We start from the raw sequence: 18,660 nt of genomic DNA on the forward strand, positions 1-18,660 counted from the left end.
AAATAAAATGAACTTTCTATTCACTTTAAAAACAATAACCATTATCATTCGCGCAAATTCAATAACGCGAATAGTTATCACTCTATGAAAACGTTTAAGTACTCTCTTATTACTCTTGCTTGTTTAAATGCAAATATGGCATTTGCCCAAAATACACAAGTTGATGCTGATATTGAACGCATCAGCGTATACGAAAAACAAAACCGCGTGGTGATGAGCTCAGGTCTTGCTACTAAATCAGACATGTCTTTAATGGAAACACCTGCACCGGTTGTGATTATTGACCGTGAACTTATTGAATCTCAAGGTGTAGATAGCCTACAAGATTTAGTTAGAAACGTAAGTGGTTTAACACAAGCAGGTAATAACTACGGTATTGGTGATAACTTAGTAATTCGTGGTTTAGATGCAAACTACACCTACGATGGTATGTATGGTGGTGCAGGCCTGGGTAATACATTTAACCCAACTCGTTCACTTACAAATGTTGAATCTGTTGAGGTTTTAAAAGGCCCAGCAACAGGTTTATATGGCATTGGTAGTGCGGGTGGCGTAATTAACCTAATAGAGAAAAAGCCAGAGTTTGAAGAGAAACACAAAGTATCGGCTGAGCTTGGCCAGTGGGATAGCTATTCATTATCGTTTGATAGCACTAACGCTATAACAGATGACTTGGCCTATCGTGTAATGGCTAAAACAGCGTCAAGTGACGGCTTTCGCGATTTAAAAGAAGATCGCGACGAAATTTATACTTCGCTTAAATACGTGCTAAACGACAGACAAAACATCATGCTTTCTGCAGCATATATAAAAGATGAAATAGCGGTTGATTCTATTGGCCACCCTATTCGTATTTACAATGCAGAAACTGCAAATGGTTTAAGCGCGGGTGAAGTAACCGGTGCCGATTTAGTAAACGATCCGACAGGAAGCGGCGTACAGTTAAGTGATGCACAACGCGACCAACTTGCTAATTCGCTATCTTCATCTGATGGATTAACACCTTATAGCTTTGGCACAAATGGTATTATTTCACCAATGGCTGATGCTAACGAAGGTGAAGAACTGCGTTTTAAATTAACGCATAACTATTACATTACTGACGATTTGTTTTTAAACCAGCAGCTACAGTACCGTAACTACACATCAAGTTTTGCGCGCCAAACAGGTGCTTATAACTACGTTTACTCTACTCGTGATGGAATTATAAATAATGACCCACGTGCGCCGTTAGTTGAAGACGGTGTACTTTACCCGTATGCAGCACGCCGCCAAGAATACCGCCAAGTAGAAGCAGATGAAAAATCATGGCAGTACTTTTTAGATTTACGTTATGACTTTATGTTAGGCGACGTAGATAACGAATTACTTGTTAACGCAAACTACGAAGATAGAGATATTCGTTTTAAACAATTCTCAATATGGGATCAAGATTACGTACTCACAAACAATGATGGTGATGTAACGTACCAAGGTTCATTGCCGTATATTTACGATATAAGAGAACCAAATTGGCCATCTGGCAGCTTTGATGACTTCGATCCACTTAAAACCAGCGACTACAATAAAAAAGTACAAGCATGGGGCTTAGGCATTCAACATGTTGGTTATCTTACTGAAGAGCTTACAACGCGTATTGGTGTAGCATATAACCGAATTGAGCAAACTTACGAGCACTTTGGTGTAGATGAGCGCTATAGCTCAAGCCGCGCAGAGCCAACACCTGAAGCGAGTACATCAGATTCTGGCTTAACGTATAACCTGGGGGCAACGTACCAGCCATCTGAAGATTTATCTGTATTTGTAAATCATTCAAAAGGTCGAACAGCGTATAGTGTATTAGGCTCAGTTGCGGGTAATGAAGCAGACAGAGAAGATTCTGAATCAATGAGTAACGATTTAGGTTTTAGATTTAAAGCGTTTGATGATCAACTACTGGCTTCTATTGTTATATTTGAAAGCTCTCGTACTAATTTAGAATACGCAAATCCGCTTTATGACGCTTTAACATCAGGCTCAAATGTACCTGAAAGCTATTATGATGGTAAAGAAGAAACAACAGGTATTGAACTTGATTTAAACGCTTACTTAAATGATAAATGGAAAGTAAACGTAAACGGTATTTATCAAGATGCACGTGACAAAAGTAATCCGAATAGCAGCAGTTACGACACACGCCAAAAAGGTGTGCCTTACGTAACAGCAAGCACGTGGGTAACTTATTACGCAGATATGTTTAACTTACCTGAAGCTGTAAATATAAGTGGTGGTATTACATTTGTAGATAACAGAAGTACTAATTCAAGTTCGTTCTCGATTCCTGATGGTTACGTACCAAGTTACACGACTTACGATACAGCGGTATCGTATACAACTGATAAATGGCATATGCAGTTAAACTTAAATAATTTGTTTAACAAAAAATATTACTCAAAAGCAATGTTTTTAGGTGGTATGCCAGGGGAAGAGCGTAATGCAAAACTAAGTTTTAGTTATACACTTTAACTAGTTAACCTGAACTCTGGATAATAAATCTATCTCAACCAGAGCTCAGGTTAATTAAATACTTAAAAAGCACGGTTTTCTAATTTAGAAGCCGTGCTTTTTTGTGTTTTATAAATACTTAATCTAAATTAAATAGTAACCACTATGCGACCGTTAATTTCACCTTTGAGCATATCATCAAAAATCTCGTTAATGTCCTCTAAGCGTTTTTCTTCAATAATCGCTTTTACTTTACCTTGCGCTGCAAATTCCAAGCATTCTTGCAAATCTTTACGTGTACCAACAATAGAGCCCACTACTGACACGCCATTAAGCACAGTATCAAAAATAGGAAGCGGCATATCCTCTGGAGGTAATCCCACTAATACACATTTACCGCCACGGCGTACACTTTTATAAGCTTGTTCAAACCCAGCTTTAGATACCGCAGTACACACAACGCCATGCGCGCCACCTACTTGTTCAAAAATAGCTTCGCTAGGAACAACTTCTTTAAAGTCGAGTGTTATATCTGCGCCAAGCTCTTTAGCAAGCGCGAGTTTTTCTTTACCTGTATCAACAGCTATTACATTAAAACCCATTGCTTTAGCGTACTGTACTGCTAAATGACCAAGCCCGCCTACACCAACAATAGCAACCCACTGCCCAGGTTTAGCACCAGATACTTTTAATGCTTTATAGGTTGTAACGCCTGCACAAAATAATGGAGCAGCTTCAGAAAAGCCTAATCCCTCAGGTATTTTTACAACGTAATCACCGTGAGCCAAACAATATTCTGCATAGCTACCATCAATAGAATAGCCAGTATTATGCTGCGATAAACACAGTGTTTCCTTGCCATCTAGGCAAAACTCACAGTGCCCACATGCACTATAGAGCCAAGGAATACCCACTCTATCGCCAACTTCTAAGTGCTTAATGTTGCTTCCAACTTTATCAATAACACCAACTCCTTCATGCCCTGGAACTAATGGCATTTTTGGCTTTACCGGCCAATCACCATGACAGGCATGTAAATCGGTGTGGCAAACGCCACAAGCGGCTATTTTTACTAAAACGTCGTTTATTCCAACCTCAGGAATTGGCAGATCTGTTATTTGTAATTTACCTTTGTATTCATTATTAATTGCAGCTTTCATAGTCATTCCATCGTATGTGAAAAAAATTAAAAATAAGGATTTATTTACGTATTGTTGTGTACAACATATCCCAATATAGATGTATAAATATTAATCTAAATCATACTTTAGTCGTTAAAATCAATTTATAAAATGGCTAAGAACTTGCTATCCAAAATGAGCGTGCTAGCATTTACTTTCTGAAATTACTGAAAGTTACTAAGCTATGAGTTTATCCGAAAAGAATTTTGCCTTTGTAATGCATTGTGGTGAGATGGGCAGCCGCTGGGGATTCAATCGTACGATTGGGCAAATGTGTGGTTTGCTGATTATTACTAAAAATCCAATGACAGCCAATGAGATTGCAGATGCGCTTAGTATTTCTCGCGGTAATGTAAGCATGGGTATTAAAGAGTTGCAATCGTGGCAATTAATTAAAGTGCAGCATATTCCTGGCGATCGAAAAGAGTACTACGCCCCTGCTGGCGATATTTGGGATATGGCAAATCGCGTATTTGAAGAACGTAAAAAGCGCGAAATTGAGCCCACCTTAACATTACTACGCGATAACTTATTAGACGAAGCCAGTAACGACGATGAGCTTTATGCACAAAAACAAATGGGGGAAATTCACAACCTACTTGAAACCGTAACTAAATGGTCATCAGAGCTGCAACGTTTAACGCCAGAGCAACTTAATAAGCTGATGAAGCTAGGTTCTGGAATTGGTAAAGTTATTGACTTAAAAGATAAGATATTCAAAAAAGAATAAAGCCGCAATTGCGGCTTTATTTATATGTATATTTTAATAATTAGATTTTTGGATAACCAATTCTATCCGACAAGTAACCTACGCTAGTAGCAAAGTAATACGAGCGATTCCAATGCATAAACACTTTGTAGTTATCGTACGCTAAGTACATACGGCCATTTATATCATCAGGCATAACCAGCGCAGCACGTACGTCTACATTAGGTAAATCAGAGCCATCAGCTTTACGAACACCCAGTGCTTGCCAATCAGCTAATGAGCGCTCAGAATCATTCCAATATTCTAGCCACTGCTTGCGCGTTTTTGTACCACGCACTAAAACGTATTTACTATCAAAGTTTTCAGGTAACTGTACTTGGCGACCCCACGTAAGAGAGTCGTTCCAGCCTTCTTGCTTTAAATAGTTAGCAATTGAAGCAAAAGCATCTTCCTTTGTGGTCCAAATATCTTTACGGCCATCATTATTGTAATCAACCGCGTAAGCATTAAATGAAGTTGGCATAAATTGCGTTTGCCCCATTGCGCCTGCCCATGAGCCTTTAAATTTATCAAGCGTGATATGGCCCGATTTTAAAATGTCGAGTGCAGCCCAAAGTTGGCGCTTATAAAGCGCTTCTCGGCGTCCATCAAAAGCAAGCGTTACTAACGATGCGATAACATTATGGCCACCTTGAATGGCGCCAAAATTACTTTCAAGTCCCCACAAGGCCACTATAAAGCGTGCTTGTACGCCAAACTCTTTCGCTACTTTTTCAAGTACATCTTTGTTTTCTGCATAAAGCTTGCGTGCGCGGTCTATTTTCCACTGTGGTACACGTTTTGGTAAATACGTTTCGAGGGTTTCTTTTACTTCTGGCTGGTTTTTATCAGCCGAAACCACTTTTTCTTTATATGTTGCTGTTGCAAAAGCATCATCAATAAGTTTGGCTTCGTAACCTTTTGAGATGGCTTCTTGCTTTAAATTTGCTAAATAATCTTGAAATTCGGCCTGTGTTTTTGCCATCACAGATGAGCTTAAACATACACCACATAATATAACGATAAGTTTTTTAATCACTATCAACTCCATTTTCTTTTCGTAACTGACTTAGCAAATTTTGTTCCGGTGGAGGAAGTTGTAAATAATAACCCTGATCACTTAGTGCACCTTTTACTGCTTCTAAATCAGACCCACCTAAATGCTCACGTTTTGCTAAGTTGATGATCATCACATAAAGAGGTTGACCAAACATAGCCATTAAAGGTTCCGGAACTTTGTCAAAATCATCTCTTTTTTCAACAAATAAGAACGTATCCGCTTTTTTCTTACTTTTATATACTGCAGTGAGCATTATGACCCTATAAATTCTTGCTTAACAATGCCGCACACTATAACATGAGAGTAATAATAAGTTAGAAAAATTAGATTAGAAATTTCAATAAAGGCCCTATTCAGCCTACGTTTATCTAAAATTAATTTCTAATCAGACAATTCAATTGAGCGTGTATGTCGGACCAAATTTTTGAGTTAAAAGGGAATCTTTTTACGTTATCAGTTTTACATCTTTATAGTACTGATATAAACCTTTTAGCAGAACAACTATATATAAAAATAGCCCAGGCCCCTAAGTTTTTTGAGGGTGCTCCTATTGTTGTTAATTTAATTGAAATTAAAAACAGTTCACTTGATTTTGTACACTTAAAGTCATTAATCGAGCGTATGAGCTTTAACGCTGTTGGTGTATGTAATGGCTCAGATGAGCAACATACACAAGCTAAAGCTGCTGGCTTATCTGTTTTGAATTATTCACAAGACGTCAAGAGCGAACCTGTTAAACAAGAGGCTAATACGTCGATTGTAGAAAAAACAGTGCATTTACCAGCGCAAATTATTAGCGGTACAGTTCGCTCTGGACAACAAGTGTATGCAAAAGATAGAGATTTGATAGTACTTGGCGCGGTTAGTCATGGTGCTGAAGTTATTGCCGATGGAAATGTGCATATTTATGGCACGCTACGCGGTCGCGCTATTGCAGGCGCAAAAGGTTTTAAAGAAGCACACATTTTTTGCCAAAAACTTGAGGCCGAGCTGGTTTCAATAGATGGTAACTACTGGATCAGTGATTCACTACAAGGTGAACATTGGGGAAATGCAGTGCAAATACAACAAAAAGACGAATCATTAGAAATTTCAGCTTTGGTTAAAGGATAAATCTCATGGCAAAAGTAATTGTCGTTACCTCAGGTAAAGGCGGTGTTGGTAAAACAACATCAAGTGCTGCAATTGGCACAGGCTTAGCGTTAAAAGGCTATAAAACAGTTATTATCGACTTTGATATTGGTTTACGTAACTTAGATTTAATTATGGGTTGTGAACGCCGTGTTGTTTATGACTTTGTAAACGTAATTAATGGTGAGGCAAACCTTAACCAAGCGCTTATTAAAGATAAACGTGTAGATAAATTATTTTTACTACCCGCTTCACAAACTCGTGATAAAGACGCATTAACTCGTGAAGGTGTTGAACGCGTATTAAACGAATTAAAAGAAGACTTTGATTACATTGTGTGTGATTCACCAGCAGGCATTGAAGCTGGCGCTATGATGGCAATGTACTTTGCTGACGAAGCAATCGTGACAACAAATCCAGAAGTGTCGTCAGTTCGAGATTCAGATCGTATTTTAGGTATTTTACACAGCAAATCAAAACGTGCTGAAGAAGGCCTAGAAAACATTAAAGAACACTTACTATTAACACGCTATAATCCTAGTCGTGTTGAAAAAGGTGAAATGCTATCGGTAGAAGATGTGCAAGATATTCTGTCAATCCCACTATTAGGTGTTATTCCTGAATCGCAAGCGGTATTAAGTGCTTCAAACTCAGGCCAACCTGTTATATTGGATACAGAATCTGATGCAGGCCAAGCTTATTCTGATGCAATTAACCGCTTACTAGGTGAAACCGTCGATTTTCGCTTCTTAGACGTTGAGAAAAAAGGCTTATTTAAACGGATTTTTGGAGGTTAACGTGTCTTTACTTGACTACTTCCGCTCAGAAAAGAAAAACAGTGCGTCACTAGCAAAAGAGCGATTGCAGATCATTGTCGCGCACGAGCGTTCTCAACGAGGAACGCCGGATTACTTACCACAATTAAAACAAGACATTTTAGATGTGATCCGTAAATACGTGAACGTAAGTACCGATGCAGTTCAGGTTCAGTTTGATCAGAACGAAGACGATTTAGCCGTACTTGAGCTAAACGTTACGCTACCTGATGAAGAAAAGAAGTAATTGAAGAAAGGGCGCTTTATAAGCGCCCTCTTTATTTTCGCAATAACTTTCTAAATATGTACGTTTTAATCCCCTTCGTGCAATTAAAACTTTTAACTATGTAACACAAAAATTATAGATAATACCAATTCGCTTAATTAAGTGATCAATTTTGAGGATGGAAAAACGTGTTGATAGCTAGGCAAAAAAATCGCTATTTAGTTGTTCTAAATGAGATTTTTTTAACACAGGTAACGACACGTTTAGCGCCGCAAAATGATTAAGTATTATTGCGGATTGGTATAAGTATTACACAGTTAAAGAAAATATTTAGTCTTAAGTATCCCATTCTTTTAAAGCGTCTTTAACGTAGGTATATCGCCAAGAGCTCAGTAAGTCAGGCTTTATATGACTCTGTTTTTGCTCATTAGTTAGCTTCCAATTCCAACTAATCAGTTGATTGACTTGCTTTTTAGAGGCCATAACGTCTTCTGGTATATTGTGCTCTTTAGCTACTTTAGTGATTTTTTGTTTTATATCTTTTGCTACTTTTTTATAAGTAGGAAAATCAATTAAGCGCTTAAGTACATCAGGGTGCTGAGCATCTGGAACTTCTTTGGCAGCTTCAATACACTTTATTATATCGACACCAGAGCGATTAACTTCAATAGCTTCAACACCTGGAATTTGACGTAGAGCGTTTAAACTTGAAGGACCACGTTTGGCAATTTCAGTCATGTTATGTTCTTTTAACACAAAATTAAGCGCCAAATTTTTCTTGATAGCTTTATTTCTTCGCCATACAGCAAGCTCTTTTAACACCGCCAGTTCGTGCGGTTTAAGTTGCCATGCATTTTTAATATCTTTATATAAAAGTTCGTCAGGTGTTTGAAATGCACGTTTTTTGGCAATCAATTCACTTTCGTTTATTACAATGTCAAAGAAGCCAGCGGCATTAATGCGATCAATAATCAGCTCAAAACACGGTAATAAGTAAAAAGTATCAGCAGCCGCGTAGTCTAATTGTTTTTTAGTTAACGGGCGTTGCAGCCAGTTAGTGCGTGACTCGCTTTTATCTATTTCAATACCTTGCAGCTCTTTTACCATAAGAGCAAAACCCATACAGTTACCTTCACCGAGTAGCTGCAACGCAAATTGTGTATCAAATAATGGGGCTGGGACAAAGCCTGCGTACTTTTGAAAAACTTCAATATCTTCTGAAGGAGAATGCAGTACTTTTAAAACTGCAGGATCTTTAAGTATTTCCCAAAAATCAAATAGTGAAAGTTCCGCTAATGGGTCAATAAGCGCTAAATGCTCACCATCAAAAACTTGGATAAGTGCAACTTCTGGATACAAAGTACGACGACGCATAAACTCAGTATCAATAGCTAAAATAGGTTTATTTTTTATTTGTTCAACAAAAGTGTTCAGTTGATTTTGGGTTTCGATCAATTGGTATTGCACTTAATCTCCTACAATAAAAAAGCCGACATATGTCGGCTTTTTTATAGGTTGCTAATCTTTCAAGGCTCTTCGGAGTATCTTACCTACGTTAGTTTTAGGTAACTCATCCCTAAACTCTACCAGCTTGGGGACCTTGTAATTAGTTAAATTATCACGACAGTGACTTATTATATCTTTTTCAGTTAAAGAAGGGTCTTTTTTCACAACAAAAACTTTAACTTGTTCACCACTTACATCGTGAGGAATACCGATAGCAGCTACTTCAAGCACACCTTCGTGCATAGCCACTACTTCTTCAATCTCATTAGGGAAAACATTAAAGCCAGATACGATGATCATGTCTTTTTTACGATCTACAATAAAGAAGAAACCTTCGTCATCATAAGTCGCAATATCACCTGTAGCAAACCAGCCGTCTTTTAAACATTCAGCGGTTGCATCTGGTCGTTTGTAATAACCAACCATGACTTGCGGGCCTTTAACACAAAGCTCGCCAGGTTCACCTTTAGCGGCTTCTTCGCCGTTATCTAAAACCAATTTAATATCAGTGTTAGGCGCTGGTAAACCAATAGAGCCATTATATGCTTTCAAATCAAAAGGACTAATAGTAACTAAAGGAGAACATTCTGTAAGGCCATAACCTTCCATTAATTTTGAGCCAGTCACTTTTTGCCATTTTTCAGCAACAGGACGTTGAACGGCCATACCGCCGCCTAAAGACATTTTTAAATGACTAAAATCAAGTTCAGCAAAACCTGGTGTGTTTAATAAACCGTTAAATAATGTATTAACACCGGTAATAGCTGTGAAATTATGTTGACCCAACTCTTTAACAAACCCAGGCATATCTCGTGGGTTTGTAATTAATATATTTAAACCACCGTACTTCATAAATGTTAGGCAGTTAGCTGTTAAGGCAAATATATGATAAAGCGGTAAAGCAGTCACAACCACTTCTTCACCACGGTTTAACACTTTGTCTAAACAACCTGAAACTTGTTCAAGGTTACCAACCATGTTGCCATGGCTCAGCATTGCCCCTTTAGATACACCTGTTGTGCCGCCGGTGTACTGTAAAAATGCAAGATCAGACAAGCTCATTTCAGGGCGCGTATATTTAGCTTCATCTGCAGCTAAAACGTCTGAAAATTTAATTGTGTTAGGCAAGTTGAACTTTGGCACCATTTTTTTAATGTGCTTCACAACAAAGTTAACGACATGCTTTTTAAGCCCGCCAACCATATCGCCTACTTGCGTAACCACGATATGTTTAACATCAATATGAGCAAGTGACTTTTCAAGTGTGTCAGCAAAGTTTGCTAGGATGAAAATAGCCGTAGTGTCAGAGTCTTTTAGCTGATGCTCTAATTCACGTACTGTGTAAAGTGGGTTAACATTTACAACCACACAACCTGCACGCAAAACACCTAAAATTGTGACTGGTGTTTGTAGTAAATTAGGCATCATTACGGCAACTTTGTCGCCTTTTTTAAGACCCAAATCATTTTGAATATAGGAAGCAACTTTTTTTGTTGCTGTGTCTATTTCATCGTAAGACATCGTTTTACCCATATTCGTAAATGCAGGTAAATCGGTGTAGTCACTAAAACTTTTTTCGAACACTTCGAGTAACGAGTTGTAATGCTCAGGATCGATTGTTTCAGGCATACCCTCTGGGTAGCGCTTAAGCCAGATTTTTTCCACTCTTAGCCCCTGTTTATAATTATATTTTTATTAACCTTAATCTAAGTAAGGCGCTTTAACAATTGAGCAAATACTCTAATGCAGGAATAATCCCACATTTAACACAAACTTACAATTAACATGCACCATTTTGCAGCATAAAGTCTTGAATATGCTCAAAACAGTGTTCACTGCTTTGCATGTGGCAATGATGCCCACCATCTACATTAATGACCTTCAAGCTATTGTAATAACTAATATACTTTGCCAAATTTTGTTTTACAAACGAATAACCTTCGTTACCTAAAATTAATTGACATGGTGCAATTAAATCTTTTATTGCACCAATACATTGCGCCTCATCAAACCTAAAACCTGAGTGATTTTTGAGCTTTGGATCTGTTGTTAGCGCAAAACCATCTAAAACCTGTTTTATATTTCGCTGCATTAATAGCGTAATAAGCTCGCTATTTAAATCGGTTGTTTGAGCGCGTGCTTCATAAATAAGTTCTTTCGATTTATAAATTCTCGACTTTTTATTTTTTAAACGCGCTCTATTTAGTACCGCACTTTTTAACTGTTCACACACGCCTTCACTAGGGGTTGTAACACAACCAATTCCCTCAATAAAGGTAACAGACTTTACATAATCGCTAAAGCAGCTAGCAAAAAGACCTGCAACCATAGCTCCCATTGAATGACCTACTAAATGTACTTTTTTAACACCAAGCGCATTTATAAGTTGGTACACATCGTCAATATAATCAACAAAATAATAGTGTGCATCATCACTTCGCCAAGACGATAAACCGTGCCCAACAAAGTCAATGCAGTACCAAGTGTGTTTTGGGTTAACGTTGTTTAACATTGGCATAAAGCTATGGCAGTTGTCTAACCACCCATGCAACGCTATTACTATTTCGTTCCCTAAACCTACTTTTAAGCCATGAATATTTAAATTATTGGTTTCAATATTAAATGGCTGCACGGTAAGTCCTTTATTAATTTAGAGCATCATTATTTATAGCATACAAGTTGTCAGACCACTAACTTAGAAAATGGTGCCAAATTCACGATTTAATTATCTTCCTGGTATCAAATATAGCACTGAGTAGAAAACCAAACTCAATATTTTCAATAACTTAAAAATGGAGTAATAAGCAAAGTTTTTTTAACATATTAATTTTGAGTACCTTTTAAACAAATAAAAGGTGAGAGCACCATATATAGATAGCTTATAACTAGTATAATTTAAATAAATAGAACTAACAGCGTTAACTACAATTCTATGTATATAAAATCAAAGTATAAATTATAAATATCTCAGATATTCATTTATTTATCATCCTATCTGTATACAATATCAGCGGCTATTAAATAAGGTACACTCATAAGGTACAACCATGAAAAAACAGATCAGCTTATTGGCACTTTTATGCACCGCTTCTGGTGCCTACGCAGAATCAGCACCTAAAAATGTAATTTATATGATTGGTGACGGCATGGGTCCGGCTTACACCACGGCTTATCGCTATTTTAAAGATGACCCTGCAACAAAAGAAGTAGAAGGCACGGTTTTTGACACTATTTTAAAAGGCATGGCTCATACCTACCCTGACGACCATACTTATGTAACAGACAGTGCAGCGGGTGCTACAGCGCTTAGTAGCGGTCATAAAAGTTATAATGGCGCGGTTGGTGTAGATACAGACAAAAAACCAGTTAAAACTATGCTTGAAATAGCAAAAGAGCGTGGTATGACAACAGCGCTTGTTGTAACGTCACAAATAAACCATGCAACACCTGCTAGCTTTACAGCTCACAATGAATCTCGTTACAACTACGATGATATTGCCAATGATTATATTGATAATAAGATTGCTGGTAAATTACCCGTTGATTTAATGCTAGGTGGCGGTACTAAATATTTTATTCGAGATGACCGTAATTTAGTTGAAGAATTTAAAGCGGCAGGTTACCAATACGGTGACGATATTAATAATCTGGGCCAAATTACACAAATACCTGCCATAGGTTTGTATGCAAGCAAAGGCCTGCCATTTGCACTTGATATAAACCCAACTCGCCTTACTCAGTTAACATCTAAAGCGCTTGGTTTACTAGATAACCAGAACGAAGAAGGCTTTTTTGTGATGATTGAGGGCAGCCAAATTGATTGGTGTGGTCACTCTAACGATATAGCCTGTGCGATGGCAGAAATGGACGACTTTGCTAAATCAATCGAAAAAGCAAAAGCGTACGTTGATAAAAATAAAGACACGATACTTGTAGTTACAGCCGATCACTCAACGGGCGGTTTAACTATTGGTTCGCACGGCCAATTTAAATGGGAAACAGACGTAATTAAGGGTGTTAAGGCAACTGCTAGTAAGTTAACAGACAAACTTATGGAGTCTAAAGACTTAAAACCAGTATGGACTGCTAACACCAATATTGAATTTACAACCGAAAACCAAATCAAACTTGAGCAAGCTAAAAAAATGGGCGAAAAAGCGCTTAATTTAGCTGTTAAAAGTATTATTAGTGATGCGAGCTTTACTGGCTGGACAACCGGCGGACACACCGCTGTAGACGTTCAAGTATTTGCCTATGGCAAAGGCAGTGAGCAATTTATTGGCTCACAAAATAATACTGATATTGCCGATAAGCTAATTGGCTTTATTGAACAGTAATACCAATCCGCAATAATACTTAATCAATTTGAGGGGTTAAATCTGACGTTAACTACGTTAAAAATTTCTGATATAGAACAACTAAATAACGAAATTTTTGCCTTGTTATCGACACGATTTTCTTCCCTCAAAATAGATCACTTAATTAAGCGAATTGGTATAATTTCACCTCGTTTTGAACACAAAAAGCCCGAACACATGTTCGGGCTTTTTATTGAATTTTATCGCTGTATTTATCTAAAACGTTTGAATGAGCTTTAAGCGTATATATCAACGCCTATTAAATTTTGTACTTCGGCTCTGCGTTCTAAATTGGCAAATTCAGTATAAGTAGAAATCGCTTTACTTACTTGAGCTGTCGGTTGGTCGTAAATTGTTTGGCTGTATTCATTGCTTTTAGCACTGCTTTTAAACAGTTGATTAGCCAGTTCGACACCCTCGACACTGCTTTTTACATAATCGGTATTCGTTTTTTGAGCAGCCGGCTGGTCTAATAAACTCTGTGGTTTATTAGTAACAACTTTAGTAGGGCTAACCCTACCCGGAATATCTCCGGTAAAAAAACCTGAACCAATAGGCAGCGTCATTACGCGTCTCCAACCTTAATATTACATAAAATTATGATTTAAAAACAACCAATTTGCAAATAATATGATTACTCACGTCCTGGTAGCTTTTTCCACGTTACCGTATCGCGCACATATTTAGGTTGAGCGTCACTCGCTTTTACAACGTCACCCGCTAAAAACGCGGCTTCAACATGCGCTAACATATAACGCGCATCAGGCAATGTAATATCAGTATTAATTGTCACGTTTTCAAAGTCATTAAGCGCATCAGGATAGGTTTTAAAGCCTGTGCCCACGGCTATAGATGGCTCAGTAGTCGCTATATAGTCATTGTTTAGTAAATCAGGTTTTATAACGCACTCTTGGTTAACTAAAAGCATTAGATTATTTTGCGCTTGGTAATGTGCAAAGTATATCTCCCCCATACGCGCATCTATGCTTGGATAAACACTCACACTACCGTTTTGTTCAAACGCTTGTTGCGCCATAATAGCCAAAGTAGACACACCTACAAGCGGCAAATTAGTTGAATACGCTAAACCTTGTGCTATTGCTACACTAATACGCACACCAGTAAAACTGCCCGGGCCTTGCCCAAAACCAATGACATCTAAGTCTTTTAATTTACAGTTTGCTTTAGTTAATAGCTCATCCACAAGTGGAAGTATTTTTTGGCTATGTTGCTGCGGACATTCTTCAAAATGATGAAATGTTTGGCCCTGAAAATGTAAAACAATTGAAAGTGCTTCAGTTGAAGCATCAAGGGCAAGAATATTACTTTTGATCATTTTATTACTCTAATTAATTTGTTTTAAAAATGTATTGGCATCTTCTAAGCTTCGCGTGCGGCGCATCGGCGGTAAGCTTTTTAAAAATACTTGGCCATATTGGCGTGTAACTAAGCGATTATCGCATATTACAAGTACGCCTTTGTCTTTACTATCTCGAATTAAACGCCCTACACCTTGTTTTAGCGCAATAACAGCCTGCGGTAATTGTATGTGTGAAAAAGGGTCTTTTCCCTGCATTTGGCAATCTTGCATTTTAGCTTGAAGCAATGGATCGTCAGGGGCTGCAAATGGCAATTTGTCTATAATAACACAGCTTAATGTGCTGCCGCGTACATCAACGCCTTCCCAAAATGAAGCCGTGCCCAGTAATACGGCATTACCATGGCGAGTAAATTTCTCTAAAATAATACGCTTAGACATTTGCCCCTGCATATAAACTGGGTAGTCTATTTGTGTGGTGAGCCCTTCGGCAACTAAGTGCATCATTCGATAGCTCGTAAATAACACAAAACAACGCCCTTGCGCTGACTTTATAAGCTCAAGTGTTAATTTTACAATCGCATGCGGCATATTATCAGCGTGCGATTCAGGTAAGTAACGCGGTAAACACAGCAGCGCCTGATTAGGGTAATCAAACGGGCTATCTACCATCATGCTTTGCTTTGGTTTTAAACCAAGGCTTGCATTAAAGTGCTCTAGTTTGTTGTCGACCGAAAGTGTTGCTGATGTAAATACAAAGCCTGCCCCCGTGTCTTGCATCATTTGAGCAAATTTAGCTGATACATTTAATGGCGTTATATTAATCGTTAAATAACGGCGCGTTGTTTCATACCAGTAACTAAAACCGGTTTGAGCTGTATCAAAAACCCGTTCTAACTGCCCTTTAAATGCCAATGCACGCTCAAACGGGTGCTCAATTTTGTCGCTTCTATCTAGGCAAAGTTTAAGTACTTGATAAACAAAATCTAAATCACTAATGACACGATGAAGTGCCGCGCATATTTGTTTATCACTTAGCTTTTCTCGCCAATCGCCTCTACTGCCATCAACACCAAACTGTAATCGTAAATCAGCAACGCTTGTTTCAAGCTTATTTAAGCTTTTGCCTAGCTGCAGCATATCGGGAATTTCGGCTCTATAAATAGCACGTAAATCATTAATTAAATCCACCAGCTTTTTAGTACTAATACTCTCACCAAAATAATCACTGGCAATTTCGCTTAACTGGTGGGCTTCATCAAATATATACGCATCGGCTTTTGGCATAAGCTCAGCAAAGCCACTTTCTTTTACGGCCATGTCGGCAAAAAATAAATGGTGATTAATAACAACTACGTCGGCATCGGCCGCAGTTAAACGTGCTTTGCGTATATAACAGCTTTGAAAATCTGGACACTCTTTACCTAAGCAATTATCGGCGGTTGAATTGACATAAGGCAGTACTTTCGCGTCATCTTCTATACCAATACAATCGGCTAAATCGCCTGACTGCGTTTCACTGGCAAACTTAGCCACCATAGCTAGTTGATGCATTACGTCGGAGTCATCAGTAGGCACATGCGCAACATGCTGATTAAGTCGGTAGGTACATAAGTAATTGGCACGCCCTTTTAATAAGGCGGTTTTTTTAGAAGCACCAAGCGCTTTCACTAATTGAGGTAAATCGCGGTGGTATAACTGTTCTTGTAAGGCTTTAGAACCAGTCGATATTATCGTTCGGCCTTTTGATTTAAGTGCAGGGGCTAAATATGCAAATGTTTTACCAGTACCCGTGCCTGCTTCAACAACTAATTGCGAACTGTTTTTTAATGCATCTGCAACAGCTACTGCCATATCAATTTGTGGTTGGCGAGGCGTATATCCATCTAACGATGACGCCAAAGGTCCGGTTGCACTAAACAGCTGTTTGATAATACCAATCACTTTAAAATAAATAATAGCGGGATTTTACGTAAGCAAAGCATTTAGGGCAAGTAATTACAAAATCGACTTTTATTTTATGATACAACACACGTTTCAATAATGTGATTAACCACTAAAGTTTACAACAAACACTGTATTTATAACGTACATTTAATTTAATAATGACAATATTTACAAAGCCTAATTTCCTATTAACTCTTACTAAAAACAATCCGTATTAAAAGCTATATTTAGGCATAAATACTGTGACTCTCAAATATTACAGGAGTAACATACGCGGGTTTATAATCCTCCTTTTTGTGTGTCGTTTAAAAAATAGTTAAGGTTAATCAATGAATGCTTGGTACCTCATTTGTTTTCTCTCTGCAATTGCAATTTTTATAGCCTTTGCAAACCAGTACATCCTCAAAATGCAAACTACTATTGCCATTACTACCGGATCTGTGGTTATTTCTTTATTACTGATTATTGCAGTAAAATTATTAGGCGATCAAAATGCGTTAGCCATGACCCAAATTGTTTCCAGTATTGACTTTAACGAGTTACTACTTAAAGGCATGTTGGGGTTTTTACTTTATGCGGGTGCGCTCGAAATAAACCTACTTGCCCTGCGTAAGCAGCGGTGGGAAATTACTGCCCTGGTATTGTTTTCAACTATTGCTTCCACATTTATTGTGGGTTATTTAAGCTTTTATTTATTTTCAGTTTTTGGTTTTGATGTCCCTTTTATTTATTGTTTACTGTTTGGCGCGCTTATTAGCCCAACCGACCCTATTGCTGTACTTGCTATTATTAAACAAATGCGAGCACCAGAAGGTATATCGGTTCAAGTTGAAGGTGAGTCGCTATTTAACGATGGTATTGGTTTAGTAATATTTACCACTATATTTTCTGTTGCTTTTTATGGCACAGATGCACAATTTGGTGACATAGCAGAGCTATTTTTTGTAGATGCAATAGGGGGTATTGCATTTGGTTTAGTGATTGCATTAGTTGGCCATTTTTTAATTATTAATAGCCGCGATGTAAACATTCGCTTATTAATTACTTTAACTATCCCAACAGCAGGTTTTGCTGCTGCAAATATTTGGGAAATATCTGGCGCACTTGCCATGGTAACCAGTGGCATATTAATGGGTAATATTACCCGCACTAAAGCAACCGAGCGCACAGGGCCTGAAGATACCCGCTACGTAAAAGATTTTTGGCATGCAACCGACAGCTTTCTAAATGCTCTACTGTTTTTAATAATAGGTATGCTAATAGTCACTATGCCAATCACGCTTGGAGAAATTGGTTTAGGCTTATTAATGGTACCTGTTGTATTACTAGCACGCTTTATAAGTGTAGGCGCACCATTTGTAATTTTTAAACGCTTTAGAACTTACGATAAACACAGTGTTAAAATTTTGACCTGGGGTGGACTACGTGGTGGCCTTGCTCTGGCAATGGCGGCAGCAATCCCACGCGAGCAAGTTTTTGTAGGCGGTTCAGACCTACATAACCTAATCGTTATTGTTACTTACGTAGTGGTTATATTTTCTATTATTGTACAAGGCTTAACTATTTCGCCGCTTATTCAAAGTAGCATTAAGTCAGCTGAGCAAGCCAAGTAATAAATGCTTTGTCTGCAACACATTCAGTAACCAAGTTATTATAAAAATCACTTGGTTACTGTTACTCATGTGTTACAAAAACACTTTAAAGTTCTATAAATTGTTATCCTTTTTATTTATCTGCTTTGTTTAAATTAATCCGCTTGAAATGCAAATGAAAACAATTATAATTTTGACTTTTCCTCTACAGGGCTTTTCGATGTCCATAAATAATTCTCACATGTTTTTAAATTTTGTGTCTCTGAGCAAACGACAATTTCAATGTTTTTTTAT

General features: G+C 37.8%; 16 protein-coding genes. 7 read left to right on the plus strand and 9 right to left on the minus strand.

Annotated elements, in window-relative coordinates:
- Window positions 1-84: 84 nt before the first annotated feature.
- A complete protein-coding gene (locus I6F47_RS14870) occupies window positions 85-2,505 on the plus strand; it encodes a TonB-dependent receptor (RefSeq protein ID WP_197184119.1) in 2,421 nt (806 codons plus the stop codon).
- A 128-nt stretch (window positions 2,506-2,633) separates the two neighbouring features.
- Here the strand turns inward: I6F47_RS14870 and adhP are convergent, their stop codons facing one another.
- Complete coding sequence (gene adhP / locus I6F47_RS14875) at window positions 2,634-3,644, minus strand: alcohol dehydrogenase AdhP (protein ID WP_007583268.1); 1,011 nt, start codon at window positions 3,642-3,644, stop codon at window positions 2,634-2,636.
- Between the two features lie 205 nt (window positions 3,645-3,849).
- On the opposite strand from adhP, the gene I6F47_RS14880 reads away from it, so the two are divergent.
- Window positions 3,850-4,395 carry a GbsR/MarR family transcriptional regulator gene (locus I6F47_RS14880; RefSeq protein WP_010552940.1) on the plus strand — a complete coding sequence of 182 codons (546 nt, stop codon included), beginning with the start codon at window positions 3,850-3,852 and terminating at the stop codon, window positions 4,393-4,395.
- Window positions 4,396-4,435: 40 nt separating this feature from the next.
- Here I6F47_RS14880 and I6F47_RS14885 read toward each other — a convergent pair whose 3' ends face one another.
- Window positions 4,436-5,452, minus strand: coding sequence for a lytic murein transglycosylase (locus I6F47_RS14885; RefSeq protein WP_024594339.1), 1,017 nt, complete (start codon window positions 5,450-5,452; stop codon window positions 4,436-4,438).
- Entirely contained in the window at window positions 5,445-5,726 is a 282-nt protein-coding gene (locus I6F47_RS14890) for a YcgL domain-containing protein (protein WP_007583270.1), read from the minus strand. The genes I6F47_RS14885 and I6F47_RS14890 overlap by 8 nt, the downstream gene beginning before the upstream one ends.
- 155 nt (window positions 5,727-5,881) lie before the next feature.
- Between I6F47_RS14890 and minC the strand changes: the two genes are divergently transcribed.
- Genes minC through minE form a run of 3 tightly spaced genes read left to right on the plus strand, consistent with a single transcriptional unit; the run spans window position 5,882 to window position 7,666 of the window.
- Window positions 5,882-6,586: a septum site-determining protein MinC gene (gene minC, locus I6F47_RS14895; protein ID WP_007583271.1), complete on the plus strand. Its 705-nt coding sequence runs from the start codon at window positions 5,882-5,884 to the stop codon at window positions 6,584-6,586.
- Window positions 6,587-6,591: 5 nt separating this feature from the next.
- Window positions 6,592-7,401, plus strand: a complete 810-nt coding sequence (gene minD / locus I6F47_RS14900; RefSeq protein ID WP_007583272.1) for a septum site-determining protein MinD — start codon at window positions 6,592-6,594, stop codon at window positions 7,399-7,401.
- A gap of 1 nt (window position 7,402) precedes the next feature.
- On the plus strand, window positions 7,403-7,666 hold the full coding sequence (gene minE, locus I6F47_RS14905) for a cell division topological specificity factor MinE (RefSeq protein ID WP_004334706.1): 264 nt from the start codon (window positions 7,403-7,405) through the stop codon (window positions 7,664-7,666).
- Window positions 7,667-7,981: 315 nt separating this feature from the next.
- On the opposite strand, the gene rnd is transcribed toward minE, so the two are convergent.
- The 3 genes from rnd to I6F47_RS14920 form a co-directional block, all read right to left on the minus strand.
- Complete coding sequence (rnd, locus tag I6F47_RS14910) at window positions 7,982-9,112, minus strand: ribonuclease D (RefSeq protein ID WP_007583273.1); 1,131 nt, start codon at window positions 9,110-9,112, stop codon at window positions 7,982-7,984.
- Window positions 9,113-9,163: 51 nt separating this feature from the next.
- The gene (gene fadD / locus I6F47_RS14915) at window positions 9,164-10,816 is read right to left on the minus strand and encodes a long-chain-fatty-acid--CoA ligase FadD (RefSeq protein WP_197184120.1); all 1,653 of its coding nucleotides are present in this window, start codon (window positions 10,814-10,816) and stop codon (window positions 9,164-9,166) included.
- 115 nt (window positions 10,817-10,931) lie between these two features.
- Window positions 10,932-11,783: an alpha/beta hydrolase gene (locus I6F47_RS14920; RefSeq protein WP_197111921.1), complete on the minus strand. Its 852-nt coding sequence runs from the start codon at window positions 11,781-11,783 to the stop codon at window positions 10,932-10,934.
- 415 nt (window positions 11,784-12,198) lie between these two features.
- Between I6F47_RS14920 and I6F47_RS14925 the strand changes: the two genes are divergently transcribed.
- On the plus strand, window positions 12,199-13,488 hold the full coding sequence (locus I6F47_RS14925) for an alkaline phosphatase (RefSeq protein ID WP_197111923.1): 1,290 nt from the start codon (window positions 12,199-12,201) through the stop codon (window positions 13,486-13,488).
- Between the two features lie 257 nt (window positions 13,489-13,745).
- Here I6F47_RS14925 and I6F47_RS14930 read toward each other — a convergent pair whose 3' ends face one another.
- The 3 genes from I6F47_RS14930 to I6F47_RS14940 form a co-directional block, all read right to left on the minus strand.
- Window positions 13,746-14,075 carry a hypothetical protein gene (locus tag I6F47_RS14930; protein ID WP_007580633.1) on the minus strand — a complete coding sequence of 110 codons (330 nt, stop codon included), beginning with the start codon at window positions 14,073-14,075 and terminating at the stop codon, window positions 13,746-13,748.
- A 68-nt stretch (window positions 14,076-14,143) separates the two neighbouring features.
- Entirely contained in the window at window positions 14,144-14,845 is a 702-nt protein-coding gene (tsaB, locus tag I6F47_RS14935) for a tRNA (adenosine(37)-N6)-threonylcarbamoyltransferase complex dimerization subunit type 1 TsaB (RefSeq protein ID WP_197184121.1), read from the minus strand.
- 9 nt (window positions 14,846-14,854) lie between these two features.
- The gene (locus I6F47_RS14940; protein WP_101163490.1) at window positions 14,855-16,771 is read right to left on the minus strand and encodes an ATP-dependent DNA helicase; all 1,917 of its coding nucleotides are present in this window, start codon (window positions 16,769-16,771) and stop codon (window positions 14,855-14,857) included.
- A 332-nt stretch (window positions 16,772-17,103) separates the two neighbouring features.
- Here I6F47_RS14940 and I6F47_RS14945 point away from each other — a divergent pair, with 332 nt between their 5' ends.
- The gene (locus tag I6F47_RS14945; RefSeq protein WP_007580638.1) at window positions 17,104-18,387 is read left to right on the plus strand and encodes a cation:proton antiporter; all 1,284 of its coding nucleotides are present in this window, start codon (window positions 17,104-17,106) and stop codon (window positions 18,385-18,387) included.
- The last annotated feature ends 273 nt before the right edge of the window (window positions 18,388-18,660 follow it).

This window comes from Pseudoalteromonas sp. NZS37 (assembly GCF_015864265.1).
In the GTDB taxonomy this organism is placed as follows: domain Bacteria; phylum Pseudomonadota; class Gammaproteobacteria; order Enterobacterales; family Alteromonadaceae; genus Pseudoalteromonas; species Pseudoalteromonas arctica.